Origin of the sequence: Roseiconus nitratireducens, assembly GCF_008629675.1 — a bacterium.
Lineage (GTDB): Bacteria > Planctomycetota > Planctomycetia > Pirellulales > Pirellulaceae > Stieleria > Stieleria nitratireducens.
The window spans coordinates 17,886-32,639 of sequence record NZ_VWOX01000006.1; the positions used below are offsets into that span (position 1 = coordinate 17,886).

10 protein-coding genes are annotated in these 14,754 nt (G+C 60.5%); 6 read left to right on the forward strand and 4 right to left on the reverse strand.

Features of this window, described 5'->3' with window-relative positions:
- Nucleotides 1–315 precede the first annotated feature (315 nt).
- The 3 genes from FYK55_RS12105 to FYK55_RS12115 form a co-directional block, all read right to left on the reverse strand.
- On the reverse strand, nucleotides 316–1,890 hold the full coding sequence (locus FYK55_RS12105; RefSeq protein WP_235908638.1) for a glycerol-3-phosphate dehydrogenase/oxidase: 1,575 nt from the start codon (nucleotides 1,888–1,890) through the stop codon (nucleotides 316–318).
- A complete protein-coding gene (gene glpK, locus FYK55_RS12110; RefSeq protein ID WP_150076689.1) occupies nucleotides 1,887–3,380 on the reverse strand; it encodes a glycerol kinase GlpK in 1,494 nt (497 codons plus the stop codon). Before glpK ends, FYK55_RS12105 begins: the two co-directional genes overlap by 4 nt.
- A gap of 549 nt (nucleotides 3,381–3,929) precedes the next feature.
- The gene (locus tag FYK55_RS12115) at nucleotides 3,930–4,124 is read right to left on the reverse strand and encodes a hypothetical protein (protein ID WP_150076690.1); all 195 of its coding nucleotides are present in this window, start codon (nucleotides 4,122–4,124) and stop codon (nucleotides 3,930–3,932) included.
- A gap of 330 nt (nucleotides 4,125–4,454) precedes the next feature.
- On the opposite strand from FYK55_RS12115, the gene FYK55_RS12120 reads away from it, so the two are divergent.
- From FYK55_RS12120 to FYK55_RS12135, 4 genes are all read left to right on the forward strand, one after another.
- On the forward strand, nucleotides 4,455–5,945 hold the full coding sequence (locus tag FYK55_RS12120) for an efflux RND transporter periplasmic adaptor subunit (RefSeq protein ID WP_150076691.1): 1,491 nt from the start codon (nucleotides 4,455–4,457) through the stop codon (nucleotides 5,943–5,945).
- Between the two features lie 136 nt (nucleotides 5,946–6,081).
- Nucleotides 6,082–9,468: an efflux RND transporter permease subunit gene (locus FYK55_RS12125; RefSeq protein ID WP_150076692.1), complete on the forward strand. Its 3,387-nt coding sequence runs from the start codon at nucleotides 6,082–6,084 to the stop codon at nucleotides 9,466–9,468.
- Between the two features lie 97 nt (nucleotides 9,469–9,565).
- Nucleotides 9,566–10,126 (forward strand): hypothetical protein, encoded by a 561-nt coding sequence (locus FYK55_RS12130; RefSeq protein WP_150076693.1) that lies wholly within the window; start codon nucleotides 9,566–9,568, stop codon nucleotides 10,124–10,126.
- Nucleotides 10,127–10,410: 284 nt separating this feature from the next.
- Entirely contained in the window at nucleotides 10,411–11,064 is a 654-nt protein-coding gene (locus FYK55_RS12135; protein ID WP_150076694.1) for a methyltransferase domain-containing protein, read from the forward strand.
- Between the two features lie 174 nt (nucleotides 11,065–11,238).
- Here FYK55_RS12135 and FYK55_RS12140 read toward each other — a convergent pair whose 3' ends face one another.
- Nucleotides 11,239–11,748 carry a HEAT repeat domain-containing protein gene (locus FYK55_RS12140; RefSeq protein WP_150076695.1) on the reverse strand — a complete coding sequence of 170 codons (510 nt, stop codon included), beginning with the start codon at nucleotides 11,746–11,748 and terminating at the stop codon, nucleotides 11,239–11,241.
- Between the two features lie 626 nt (nucleotides 11,749–12,374).
- Here FYK55_RS12140 and FYK55_RS12145 point away from each other — a divergent pair.
- Together FYK55_RS12145 and FYK55_RS12150 are read left to right on the forward strand one after the other, a co-directional pair.
- On the forward strand, nucleotides 12,375–13,898 hold the full coding sequence (locus tag FYK55_RS12145) for a protein kinase domain-containing protein (RefSeq protein ID WP_150076696.1): 1,524 nt from the start codon (nucleotides 12,375–12,377) through the stop codon (nucleotides 13,896–13,898).
- Nucleotides 13,899–13,903: 5 nt separating this feature from the next.
- Nucleotides 13,904–14,539, forward strand: coding sequence for an ECF-type sigma factor (locus tag FYK55_RS12150; RefSeq protein ID WP_150076697.1), 636 nt, complete (start codon nucleotides 13,904–13,906; stop codon nucleotides 14,537–14,539).
- Nucleotides 14,540–14,754 lie beyond the last annotated feature (215 nt).

A 14,754-nucleotide genomic window follows, 5' to 3' on the forward strand; every position in this document is an offset into this window, starting at 1 on the left:
AATGTCCGCGTTCTCTGGTTCACCCTCCCGCGAGCGGGAGGGTCGCGGAGGAGCCCCGCGACGACGCGGGGAGGGTTATTGCTGCGACATTCGTTTTTGACATTTGTTTCAGGTTCTACCCTCCCCGGAGTCTCGTTCCTCGTCTCCGACCCTCCCGCAAGCGGGAGGGTGAAGTGGCGAAGCACGTCGTCGCTGGTCACAAATCCTGGCTGGATAATCCACTAGCTGGACAGCTTAAAGTCGCGTCGTCCAGCCGGTGTTTGTCGCGGATCCGCGTCTTCGTGCAACGGTCCTTCAGGAGAACCTCGCTGGGCGTTATGGCAACAGGTAATGGCGGGCGGTTTCCGCAAAGGCGTGGCACTGTTCTTCGCACCAGGCTTGCGGCTTTCCTAATTCCCCGGCCATCAGTTCGGCGACGACGGGCGCGGCGTCCAACGAAGCCTGCGCATTCAAAAACAGTGCCCGGGTGCGTCGGGCCAAGACGTCTTCAATCGTCCTTGCCATTTCATGACGGACCGCCCACAGTACCTGCGACCGCCGAACCGTCAGCTCGGGATGAACGGGATTGGCCAAAGAGGGATCATCGAGCTCCAGCCGCTCAATGGCTTTCAGGTCACTGCCGTACCACGACCTCGGGCTGCTGCTGTCCACTTGCATCGCACCATGAATGCGTCTCGAACGCGTCTGGCAATCGGTTGCGGAAAGTTTCACATTCTGAACCACGGTATCGACGCAGTCTTCGGACATCTTTCGGACCGTGGTCCACTTGCCGCCGGTGATCGTGATCAGACCGGAGTCGGAAACGCGGATCACGTGATCACGCGAAAGCGAGGCGGTCCGGGCTGACTTGTCGCCTTTGACCAGCGGCCGAATTCCGGTAAAAACGCTTAGCACGTCCTCGCGTTTCGGGGCCCGTTGCAAATACTCCGACGCGGTCTCCAGCAGGAATTGGATTTCCTGTTCTTGCGGCGCCGGCTCGAATTCCGCGTGATCGATCGGCGTGTCCGTGGTCCCGACGAGTGCGTGCTGGTGCCAGGGAATGATAAAGATCACTCGGCCGTCGGACGTTTTCGGCACGATCATGGCCGTCTCGCCGGGAAAGAATTCTCTGGGGAGCACCAAATGGATGCCCTGACTGGCCGCGACCATGGGTTCGCAATCGGCCTGGTCCAGTCGTCGGACGTCATCACAAAACGGTCCGGCCGCGTTCACCACCGACCGGGCCCGGATCTGCAACTCCTGGCCGGTTTCTTCGTCGACGCCGATCACCCCGTCGATCCGACCACCGGGTTCGCGGTGCAAGCCGGTGACGGCGAAGTAATTGATCAGGCAGGCACCGTCTTCGTGTGCGGTTTGCGCCATGTTGATCAATAGACGCGTGTCATCGAACTGTCCGTCGTGATATCGGACGGCACCCCGCAATTGATCGGTCCGAATGGCCGGAGCCAGAGAGCGCGCCACTTCGGTGGACACGATTCCCGAGCGACCGAAACTGTCACCGGTTGCCAGCAGGTCATACATCTTCAAACCGATGCCATAGAACATTCGTTCTCGAAAACCTTGGCAGGGGATCAGGAACGCCGTGTCGTGGACCAGATGCGGAGCGTTCTGCATCAGCAAACTTCGTTCGCGAAGTGCGTCGCGCACCAGCGTCACATTGCCTTGCCGAAGATAGCGCACGCCCCCGTGCACCAGTTTGGTGCTGCGACTGGAAGTGCCTTTGCCGAAATCAAACCGCTCCAGCAGCAACACATCCAATCCGCGGCCGGCGGCATCCATCGCGGTACCGATTCCCGTGGCTCCGCCGCCAATCACGATCACGTCCCAGGCCGCCTGGCGGTCACGGACCCGCGCCACCGCGCGATCCCGATTCAAAGAAAAGCCGGTCATGCTTCGGTTTCCCAGGCCTGAGCGCGGTGCAGGGCTTCGGCCCATCGGCTTCGACGATGTTCCACCTCGCTCTCCGAAAGCGAGGGTGTAAACACTTTTTCCGCCTCCCAGATCGATTCAATTTCGTGGATGTCTTTCCAGAATCCCACGGCCAAACCCGCGAGGTACGCCGCGCCCAACGCGGTGGTTTCGATCACCTTCGGGCGAACGACAGGCGTCTTCATGATGTCCGCTTGGAATTGCATCAAGAGATCGTTGGCCGACGCTCCGCCATCGACCCGCAGTTCTGCGATATTCATTCCCGTGTCTTTCTGCATCGCATCAAACACGTCCGCGACCTGAAAGGCGATGCCCTCCAGCGTCGCCCTGGCGATGTGACCGCGGTGCGTCCCCCGGGTCAGCCCCACCAGTGTGCCGCGGGCGTAGGCGTCCCAGTGCGGTGCGCCCAATCCGGCAAACGCCGGCACCAGATAGACGCCATCGCTGTCGGGAACGCTGCGCGCCAGCGATTCCACATCCGACGATGATTCGATGATTCCCAGCCCGTCACGCAGCCACTGCACCGCTGCGCCGGCGACGAACACACTGCCTTCCAAGGCGTACTCGCGACGGCCGGCCGCGCTGCACGCGACGCTGGTCAGCAACTTGTTTTCAGAACGCTGCGGCTGTTCGCCGACGTTCATCAACATGAAACAGCCGGTCCCATAGGTATTCTTGGCCATCCCGTGACGTGTGCAATTCTGGCCGAACAAAGCAGCCTGCTGGTCGCCGGCTGCGCCGCCGATCTTGATGGTTTCTCCGAACCATTGCGCGTCGGTTTCGCCATAGACCTCGCTAGATTCGACGATTTCGGGCAACAACGCCGCCGGGATGCTCAGCAAATCCAATAGCGATTCATCCCATTGGCAGGTGCGGAGATTCAAGAGCATCGTCCGCGACGCGTTGGTCACATCGGTGACGTGGACACGGCCACCGGTCAACTTCCAGATCAGCCAACTGTCAATGGTGCCAAATGCCAGCTCGCCTCGTTCGGCCCGGGCACGTGCTCCGGGAACATTCTCGAGCAACCAGTGGATCTTGGTGGCACAGAAGTAGGGATCGATCAACAATCCCGTGGTGTCACGGACTTGCTGGCCGTGACCGGCCGCGACCAGGGAATCACAATAGCCTGCCGTGCGACGATCCTGCCAGACGATTGCGGGGTGAATCGGCTGTCCCGTCGTCCGGTCCCACAGCAGCGTCGTCTCTCGCTGATTGGTGATTCCGATCGCTTCCACGTCGGACGCCTTGCAATCACATTTGGCCAGCACCTCAACCGCCACGGCATGCTGGCTGTTCCAGATCTCGTCGGCGTCGTGCTCCACCCAACCCGGCCGCGGGTAGTGCTGTTCGAATTCCTGCTGGGCGACCCCGACGACCGAACCGGCGTGATCGAACAAAATGGCCCGCGAAGACGTGGTACCTTGATCCAGTGCCAGAACAACGCCCATGGTTTCAATGCCAACGGTGGGGGGAAGAAAGTGGGGAATCGTCCCAGCTTAACGACCAACCGGACAGCCGTTGACGGAGCCTGCCGCGGATTCGATCAACATTCGGCAACTATTCACCCCACCGTCCGTCGGTGCGGCCGGCAGCGTTCAGACAGTCACCTCTGGGCCGGCCAACGCGAGTTTTCTGAATCTGGGCAATCTGCCGATTTTTTTTCCGTCTTCCCAGCCAGGTCTGGCCTGCCGATCCGGAGAAGCCGATAATCATTCCAGCGCACCACTGCCACAGGATTCGCAATTGTCCACTGTCTGCCGTCTAACCACCGTTGCTGCCCTGCTGCTGCACTCCTTGTTCGGGTGTGGTCTGCATCATGCAATGGGGTGTCGCGTGCACGATCACAACGGACATGAATTGGCACACCGGGACGCGGTGTCTTTACCGCCCGTGCATTCCCACCCAGGTGTCCACGCGAAATCATCTTTTGGCGATTCGCGGCAAGAGTCTCCCATTTGTCATGATCACCACCATGATGCGCCGAGGAGTCCGGTTGCTCACAGCGATTGCCGCACGACCGCGTGTGAACCCGCCGCGGACATGCCCACCGACACCACGATTCGGTCCAATTGCGATTTGGGCGGGCCGGCCTGGACCTCCAGCGGCTGTGGCTGCGGACAGAGCCCCTGTGAGGGGAACTTGCCCGGATGCCATACGGAGCTGGAATGCAGTTTCTTGCAGTCGGATGACATCGGATTTGCGATTGATTTTCCGTTGATCGGGTGGGCTCCCGTCGATGCAGAGCCGAAGTGTGACGCATCTGTGTTTCGCCTTGCTTGCATCCAATGGCATCGGACCACGCTGTCCGGCAGCGATTCGCACTCGCACTGCGCGGCGCTCTGCACCTGGCTGATTTAAGGCGTTCGCGTCCGAATCGGACGAGCGTCCCCGACGCGCGAATTTGTCTTTTCAAACGGTTTCAGCCGACCTGGATCGGATAGGGATTTCCGAGAACCGCCCTGCGCGGTTGGGAATCCGACGGGCTGAACCGAGCCGGTCCATCCATTTTCGAGACTGCAGAGATGTCCAGCAAATCATTGCGGGGAGCGCGGATCCGCGCTGTCATCCTGACCCTTGTTTCCGTCATTGCCGCCTTGCTAATCGGGGTCGCGTTGTTGACGGACCTTCCCACCCGCTGGGGATGGCGCACCGATGCATCCCCGGCTGTCGCCGACCATTCCGAAGTTGCCGACGATGATCATGCAGGTCACGATCACGGCGGGCATTCGGAAACCGAGTCAATCGAACTGAGCCCCCAAGCGCGGGCCAATCTGCGTCTGCAGACGGATACCGTCAAAGTTGGTTCGTTCACCCGCTACGTCGAGGTTCCCGGGGTGGTCACGCAGTGGCCCGGCCAGACGCACGTTTCGGTCACATCACCGTTGACCGGCGTGATCAATGCCATCAACGTTTCTCGCGGCGAACTGATCAAGAGTGGCACGCCACTCTTCCGGCTCAGGTTGACGCACCAGGACCTGGTCAAAACGCAGGAAACGTTCTTGGCCAAACTGGGCGAAATGGACGTTGAACGACGGGAGATCGAACGCCTTTCGGACGTCGCTCGATCGGGCGCCGTCGCCGGAAAGACGTTGATCAACCGCCAGTACGAGCGAGACAAGTTGGATGCGGGACTTCGAGCCGAGCGACAGTCTTTGTTGTTGCACGGGTTGACCGAAGAGCAAATCGACCGGATCGAAAAGACCCGGACCTTGATCCGTGAAGTCATCGTCTACGCGCCCATTCTCCACGATGACCAATCACTTCATCACGAATCGCTGCATGACGAAGCTTGGAAGGACTCCCCATCGCGTGAGACGCAATTGACGGCGTTTCAGCCTCCGGAGTCGCCCCATCCGCAACACTTGGACACCAGCTTTCTGGTCACGGAACTGGAGGTGCGTCGCGGAGAATCGGTTTCGGCGGGACAGCAGCTCGCGCAGCTTTCCGACTACAGCCGACTGCTTATCGAAGGACACGCGTTCCAGCGGGACGGCGACCTGCTCCGCCAAGCCGCTGCGACCGGCGCAGCGTTGCAGGCCATTTTCGAGGGCTCCGGTGAAGCCCGGGAAACGGTTCAAGATCTGAAGGTGGTGTACATCGGCAACGAGGTTGGACGCGAGTCACGGTCGTTGCCGTTCTATGTCGGCTTGGACAATGAAGTGGAACGGTCCGAAGTTCGCGGCGATAAACGGTACGTCAGTTGGAGGTACAAGCCCGGACAACGGCTGACCGTGCGGTTGCCGGAGACGCAGTTGGACAACGCGATCGTCGTGCCCAAAGCGGCGGTCGCTGAAGAGGGCCCGGAACGATTTCTGTTCGTTCAAAACGGCGACCATTTCGATCAGGTTCCGGTGCACGTGCTGTCGCGGGACTCGGTGAACGTCGCGATTGCCAACGACGGTCAGGTCTGGCCAGGCCAGACGATCGCGATCAGCGGCGCCCACCAGTTGCAAATGGCGCTGAAGAATCAATCAGGTGGCGCCATCGATCCGCACGCCGGGCACAACCACTGACCCAAGACCGCATTCGTCCAGAAAGCGAATCGCGACACGTCTCCGGCACGCAAGAAACCATTCGCCGTGACGACGATTCTTTCCACACAGTTTTTCGACTGCCTTTCACGGCAACGATTCCAAGGCGGCTTCGCCCATGCTTGACAAAATCATTTCGTTTTCGCTGCACAACCGGACGCTAGTCCTGGCCGTTGCCGTGATCCTGTTGGGGGTCGGTACGTGGCAGACGGCGCAATTGCCGATCGATGTCTTCCCGAATTTGAACCGCCCCCGTGTGGTGGTCATCACCGAGGCGCCGGGGATGGCGCCAGAGGAAGTGGAATCCCTGATCACCTTTCCGCTGGAGACGGCCTTCAACGGTGCCAGCGGCGTGATGGCGGTCCGCAGCAGCAGCGGCACCGGGATCTCGGTCATCTACGTCGAATTTGATTGGAACACCGACATCTACAACGATCGCCAGATCGTCAATGAGCGGTTGCAATTGGCCGCCGAACAATTGCCCGCGGGCATCAACCCGACCCTCGCCCCAATCTCGTCGATCATGGGACAGATCTTGATGTACGGGATGTGGAGCGAGGGCGAGAAGACGCCACCCATGGAGGTGCGGACGTTGGCCGATTGGGTCGTCCGCCAACGCTTGCTGACCATTCCCGGTGTGTCACAGGTTTTCACCATGGGCGGCGGAAGGATGCAGTACCAGGTGCTGGTCGATCCGGACGCCCTGCGCACCTTCGGGATCACGATGCACGACGTGCATGAGGCTGTTTCGCGATCCAACCTGAACGCCGTCGGCGGTTATTTGGATGACCGAGGGGCGAACGAACTTTTGGTTCGCGGACTCGGCCGCGTCCAGACACTTGAAGATCTGCGGAAGCTGGTCGTGGTGATGCGGGAGGATCGCGCCATCACGCTCTCGGAGATTGCCAAAGTGGTGCAAGCTCCGCAAGTCAAACGGGGCGATGCGTCGGCCTTTGTCCGCGCCAAGGATGGCGCCGTCGAAGGAGGCGACGCGGTGGTGTTGACGATCAACAAACAGCCCGGAAGCGATACCCGCGCGGTGGACGATGCGATCCGTGATGCGCTCGAAGAGCTTCGTGTCTCACTGCCCGACGACATCCGCATCGCCAACATGTACTCCCAACGCTCTTTCATCGACCGGGCGGTGGAAAACGTCGTCGAAGCCCTGTCCGATGGCGGCGTCTTGGTGCTGATCATCTTGTTTTTGTTCTTGTTGAACTTTCGCACCACGTTCATCACGCTGACCGCGATTCCCCTCTCGATCGTAGCCACCGCCTGCGTGTTCGCCCTCTTCGGATTGAGCATCAATACGATGACCCTGGGCGGAATCGCCGTCGCCATCGGCGAACTGGTCGACGATGCGATCGTCGACGTCGAGAACATTTTTCGCCGGCTGCGCGATAACCGACACAGCGACCATCCGCGATCGACGCTGAAGGTCGTGTTGGACGCCAGCACGGAGGTTCGAAGTTCGATTGTGTTCGGAACGGCAATCGTCGTGCTGGTCTTCATCCCGCTGTTCGCGCTTCAAGGGATGGAAGGAAAACTCTTCATTCCGTTGGCGATGGGCTATGTCGTTTCGCTGCTCGCCTCGCTGGCAGTCTCTTTGACGGTCACGCCGGCATTGTCATCCCTGTTGCTGGTGGGTGATCGAACCTGGAAGTTGGTCGCGCCCCTGCTGGCGGCCGCCGTCTCGGCTTTGACTTTCTACTGGGTCATTCCGCGCTTCTTTGACGTCCTGGGATCGCCCGATCCGTTGCCGGGCGATCCGATCTGGTGGACGCTGGCCGGCACCCCGTTGTTCTGGATCCTTTTGCAGGTGGCCGAACGTCTGCTCGGCGGTGCCGAAGCCGAAGAAGGACGATTGCTGGAGGGGCTGAAGGGAATCGCCGCAACGGCGATCAACTTCAGCACACGATTCCCCGGTCCGGTGTTGGGTGTGGCCGCCGTGTTGGTGCTGTTTTCCGGGATCGCGTTGGTATCCCTCGAGCGAGACTTTCTGCCGCCCTTCAACGAAGGGAGCGTGCAAGTCAACGCGCTGCTGGCCCCCGGCACCTCGCTGGCCACCAGCAACGAAATCGGGAACCGGGTCCAGGAACGGCTGCTGAAGATCCAGGATGTTGAAACCGTGGTGCGGCGAACCGGACGTGCGGAATTGGATGAGCACGCCGAGGGAGTGAACGTCAGTGAGTTTGTGTTGGAGATCGCCGATGGCGTGGATCGGGAAAGAACGATTGAAGAAATCCGAGAAGCCATGGATGAGATTCCCGGAGTGGTTTCCAGCACCGAACAACCGCTGGCCCACTTGATCAGTCACATGATATCCGGCGTCAAAGCACAAATCGGTATCAAGCTCTACGGCGACGACCTGGACATTCTCCGCCGGAAAGCCCACGAGATGAAACAGCGGATCGCGGACATCGAGGGCCTGGCCGATGTGATGGTCGAGCAGCAAACGAACATCCCGCAATTGAGAATCGAGCTCGATCGGGATGCCCTGGTCCGCTACGGGTTGCATCCAACCGATGTGATGGAACTGGTCGAAACCGCGATGAATGGCCAGGTGGTCAGCCAGATTTTGAAAGGGCAGCGGACGTTCGATCTGTTGTTGCGACTGGATGAACCGTTCCGCGAAGACCAAAGCAAATTACGACGGATGGCGATCACGCTACCGGACGGGGGCACGATCGCGTTGGGCTCGGTCGCCAGGATCTACGAAAGCGGCGGACCGAATACGATCAAGCGAGAACAAGTCCGTCGGCGGATCGTGTTGCAAGCGAATGTTTCTCAGCGAGGGGTCGTCGACGTCGTTTCGGATATCAAGTCACGATTGGCAGAGATGGAATTGCCGCCAGGTTACTTCATCGAATACGGCGGCCAGTTCGAGAGTCAGCAATCGGCGACGCGTCGGCTGGCGATTCTGTCGGTTGTCGCGCTTGCCGGCATGTTCCTGGTCCTGTTCACACTCTTCTCCAACGTGAACTTCTCCCTTCAGGTTCTTGCCGCGTTGCCGACCGCGTTCATCGGGGCCGTTGCGGCCTTGGTCCTGACCGAACAGAACCTGACCGTCGCCGCGATGGTCGGTTTCATTTCGCTTTGCGGCATCGCCAGCCGGAACGGGATCCTGCTGCTGAATCACTATCTGCATCTGGTTGAGTTTGAAGGGGAGCAGTGGACGCGGTCGATGGTCCGGCGCGCGGGCCAGGAACGGATGGCGCCGGTGTTGATGACGGCACTGACCAGTGGCATCGGTCTGTTGCCCCTGGCGTTGGCGGCGGGCGAACCCGGCAAGGAAATCCTGTACCCGGTCGCGACGGTGATCGTGGGCGGATTACTGACCAGCACTCTGGCCGAATTCTTCGTCCGGCCGGCCCTGTTTTGGACGGTCGGCAGGTCGGCCGGTGAACGCATCTTGCAGGAACGTGCCGACCGCGCCGATCAATTTGAAACACCTCCGCCGCGTCCACCGGCAAAACAGCACCGACGCGAACCCGTCGAAGTTTGAGGGGCAACGTCGTCGAAACTGAAATCACTTTGGCGGATCCGAAGGTGGCACGGTGTCGCGTTTGGTCCCGTCTGGATTCGATAAGGAGTCATCAAAGATGATGTTTTCTCAGAACTGGAAGATGGTCGCGCCGCTGATGCTGGCGACCGCGTGTTTCCTGGGCGGTTGCAGCCAATCGACCGATTCCACAGCCGAGGTCTCAGGATCGCAAACGCATGCCGATGGCGACCATGAAGGCCATGACGATCATGCCGGGCACGAAGACCACGCGGAACATGAGGCCGGCGGGCACCCCGAACATGGCCCCCACGGCGGAGACCTGATTGAACTTGGCAACGAGGCGTACCACGGTGAACTCGTGCACGGCGAAGACGGGGTTTCGATCTACCTGCTCGATGGTGCCGCGAAAGAAGCCGTGACGATTCCCGCCGAGTCGCTCAGCTTGAGCCTGAAGCACGATGGCCAAGTCCAGACCTTCGAGCTCGCAGCCAATTCGGACGCTGCCGCCGGAGGGAACGCTCAATTCACGTCCACCGAAGCGACGTTGGATGAATGGTTGGACGCAGGCGCCGAGGGGGCCATCACCGTGGAGATTGAGGGCAAATCCTACACGGGAAAACTCAGCCACGACCATGATCATGACGAGCACGGTCACTAGCCGTTGAGCAGACAATGAGGGGATCATGCAAACGGTCGGGCCGTTGGCCCTCGGCGTCTTGATGTTGCCGGTTTCCCAGCCCTGACGGGCTGGGCTGGGCAAACAAGCGGGCTTTCAGCCCGAGAAGCGTGATGTCCCGTTGATGCCGACACGGTCTGTTGAGCACAACGGGTCGGATGCGATGCGGTATGTTGGTCAGCTGTTGGAGGTGTTTGCGGCATGGTCCGACTGTTTCCGCAATCGCTTGCCGCTATGTTTTTTCATGCCCCGTTCGGAGTGCTTTCATGACGGCCAATCCGACCCGACAGTTCTACGACCGGATCAGTCACGCGTACGACCTGATCGCCGATGGCGGCGAACACGTGGCCCGCGAAAAGGGCTTGGAAATGCTCGGTGTCCGCCCGGGCGAATCCGTCCTGGAAATCGGCTACGGGACGGGTCATTCCTTGGTTGCGCTGGCCCAGGCGGTCGGTCCCGACGGAAGAGTTGCCGGCGTCGACATTTCCAGCGGCATGCGTGACGTCGCAGCAAAGCGGGTGCGGTACGAAGGGGTGGAAGATCGTGTGGAGTTGTTGGTCGAATCGGTTCCGCCGATACCTTTTCCCGACGACCAGTTCGACGTTGTCACCATGAGCTTCACCCTGGAGTTGTTCGACCTGGAGGCAATTCCGGCAGTTTTGGCCGAATGCCGACGCGTGCTCAAACCGAACGGACGCCTGGGCGTCGTCAGCATGGCCACGGTCTCCGACGGGCAGTCGGAAAGCCTGCTCGAAAAAACCTACGTGTGGATGCATGCCCATTTTCCGCACATCGTCGATTGCCAACCCATCCCGCTAGAGAAACTGCTTGGCGACGCCGGGTTCGCCTTGCAGAAGCAGGAGCGGATCGAGTTGTTCACGATGCCCATTGCAATCGTCGTCGCGGGCCTGAGTGAGTGAAGCGATTGTCGATGGACCTTGCTTGACTCCAGCTGCGAAGCGACGACGGCAATCCGTTTCTGCGAGGGGCGCGGCAATCCTTCCCTCGCTGCGCTCGACCCTCCTTAGAAAGGAGGGTGAATTCAATTCACAACCTTCGAGCGGGACGGTGAAGATTGTTCGCGAGCGTTGGCTTCACGCCGACGTCTTGGCCAACCGTAGTTTGGACAGGGCCTCGTAGGCGACCACCGGCGCGGTCAACCGTGGTTCCACGCCCTCCAGGGCCTGCATCACGGTTTCCACGATCTCGCGATTCGTCCCCCGCTTGTGGAATTCCTTCAGGGCATGGTGGGCCACTTTGTGGAATTCCGGACAGCGGCTCGATCGCGTCAATCCGCTCAGCACCGCAGTCAGGCCGGCGGTCCCCATTGCCGCGACGCCCTCGGCGGCAATCCACGCCACTTCCTTGCTGTCATCATCCATCGCATGAACCAACCCCAGGGCGGCGACGGGATCGCCGATTTCTGACAGGGCTTTTGCTGCTTCCCAGCGGACCTGTTTGCGAGGATCGACCAATTCGGAGATCAGCGCCCGAATGACTTCCGGGCTGTGCGTCGCGACCAGCGACTTGCGAGCCTTTTCTCGAACCACGCCGTCGTCCGACGCCAACTGTTGAAGAGCCGTCTCGGTCTCCTTGGAATCCATGTCTGCACCGTCGAAAGGGAATTGTCGTAACCGATCGTCTGACCGACGCGCCGCTTCTCACTGCGACACGTGGCGGCTTCAAAGCCAAGAATCTGAAGTTTGAAATGATCCACCTGTGGCCTGGTTGGACAACACCACTTGAGGATCGCGACGCTCGCCCGAGCGTGAAAAACGGGGTACGACCATCGTCTGCCGACGGTCGCTCCACCCTGGCCCATGATTCCAGGGCTTTCCATATCCGAGTGGCGTTGCCGGGGGCTAGTATACGGTACACAGCCCCGTTCCATCACCTGGGCGAACTGAGTTCCGAACAGGAAATCCGGCCGCCGAACTTCGAAACGATTGCGTCCAAAATTTGTACCGAATCGGGTTGCGAAGTTGAATCCACCTCCTTTGCCCGAACGACTCTAAAAAGACATCTTTGAGATCGCGTCGGCATGTTTTTGCAGCCAGCGTCCTGTCCGGCTTTGCGAACGCGTGCCGGATGGTATGAATCGGATACATTGGCGTTCGCCGGAGAGGTTTTCGTGCGGGCGGCCCGTGATGTCGCGTGACGCCGCAATCGCCTCACTCACCGATTCGCCGCCGTTGGCGTGGTCGGTTTTCGCAGATGGTGGTCCTCACTGATGAACCTGACCCGCGACGCCCAGGCGGCAGCCCAGATCGACGCCATTTGCGACGCGGTGGAGGCGGAATTTCGTGCCGGCGAGTTGGTTTCCGATCAGCAGTGGTCCAGCCGAGCCGAGGATTGGCTGAGCCGTGTGGAGCCGAAGCGTCGGGACTGGCTGTCGCAGGAATTGCAGGCGCTTCGTGACGACTTGATCGGCCAATCGACGAATGCGGAGTCGGCATCCGGCGGAGTGATCCCCAAAGGGGTCGCCGTGTCAACCTGGCGTGCCGTTCACAGCTGTCCGGCCCTCCAAGACCTGACCTTCAATGCCCGATCCCAGCTAGCGACGCAGATGCAACCCGCCGCGTTTGACGCAGACCAATCGCTGCTCCGGGCAGGCAGCCCGGCCCCCGGCTTGTTTCTGCTGACAGAAGGTTCGGTCGAAGTGATTTGCGGGGAAGGTCCGGACCGCCAGGTCATCGATGTGGACGGGCCCGGTGGCGTCCTGGGTGAGATGTCGCTGCTGACCGGTTACCCCTGTTCGGCGGACGTCCGTGCCGCATCGCCGGTGAAGGCCTTGTTCCTTCCTGCACCGGCGCTCCGTCAGCTTCGCGAAACCCGCGACGAGTTCGACCTTGCCTTCAGCCGGCTGGTCAGCCAACGCCTGGGGGCCCGACACCGCGACGCCTTGTGCGGAAAAAACCTTCACGGGTACCTGTTGCAGCGATGTGTCGGTACGGGAGCCATGGGGGTGGTGTATCGTGCGGAACAAGTCTCCGATCGGACAACGGTGGCGCTCAAGATGTTGCGGCACCGCTTTGTCGCCAGCCCCAACGTCGTCAATCGCTTTCAGCAGGAGGCAGCGCTGCTTCAGCGTCTGCAACACGACAACATCATTTCTCTGCGGGACCACTTTGTCGCGTTTCATACACGCTTCATCGCGCTGGACTATTACGACGGAGCGGATTTACGGTCGGTCCTCAGCCAACTCGGGGCGATCCCCGGAGCGACCGCCCGAGCCATCCTCGGTCAGATCGCCGCCGGACTGCGACACGCACATCAATGCGGCGTGCTGCACCTGGACCTCAAACCCGCCAACGTGTTGGTCAATCGTGCCGGGCACATTGCGATCACCGATTTTGGGCTTTCGCGATTGGTGGGCGCCGAACAGACCGATCGCACGCTGGTGGGGACACCGGCTTACATGCCACCGGAACAGTTCTTGATGACCGACATCGGTGCCCATTGCGACTGGTACGCCTTCGGCTGCGTCGCCGCGGAGTTGCTGTCGGGCAACCGGTTGTTCGACGCAAATCAATCCTCGGCCCTGTTGGACCAGAAGTTTCAACCGCCGGAGTCAGGTCGATTCGGTTCTTCGACAGACGAGGCATTGGCCGAGTGCATTCGATCGGCGTTGCAGCCGGTGATCGCCGATCGTCGCTTGGACTTGGGGCACATCGCCGCCTGGTCACGGCCGGTTCCCGAGCTGACCTCGCGTTTGGCCGAGTCCTCGTTTCAGCCACCCGACACCGTAGGTTGACACCGATGCATCCATCCGAAGGTAATCCAGAAGATTCCGTCACCGCCTGGATCGGCGATTTGAAAGCCGGTCAGGACGACGCGACACAGAAAATCTGGGAACGCTATTTTGCCCGACTGGTTCGGGTGGCTGCCCGGAGGATGGGTTCGGCTCCACGCCGGATTGCGGACGAGGAGGACGTCGCGGTCAGCGTCTTTGACAGTCTTTGTCGCGGTGCGGCCGAAGGCCGTTTTCAGCAACTGCAGAATCGTGACGATCTGTGGAAATTACTGACTGCCATCGCCGGCATGAAGGCGGTCGACCAAATCCGCCGCCAGACCGCCCAGAAACGCGGCGGCGAATCGGTACGAGGCGAATCGGTGTTCGAGGGTTCCGGCGATCGACCCATCCGTAGTTTCGGCGACCTGGTGCACGGCGAACCCACGGCGGACTTTCTGGCGGTGATGGAAGAACAACAACAGAAGATGTTCGAACTGCTACCGGACGACTCGCAACGGCAAGTCGCCACCCTGCGCTTCGAAGGTTACTCCAATCAAGAAATTGCCGAACGGTTGGACATCTCCTTGCGCTCGGTAGAACGCAAGCTGAAAGTCATTCGCGAAATCTGGACCAGCGCGCTCGGTCCGACCGAAGACAGCTGATTGCCTCGCACCGAGTGTCACTGCAGCCACGCTCGGCTGAGCCAGGTCAAGGCGGCAGCACCACCGTCTGGCGACGGTGGCTACATGAATGAGGCCGCAGCACCACCGTCTGTTGGCGGTGGCTACATGAATGAGGCCGCAGCACCACCGTCTGGCGATGGTGGCTACATGAGTGTGGCCGTAGCACCACCGTCTGGCGACGGGGGGCTACATGA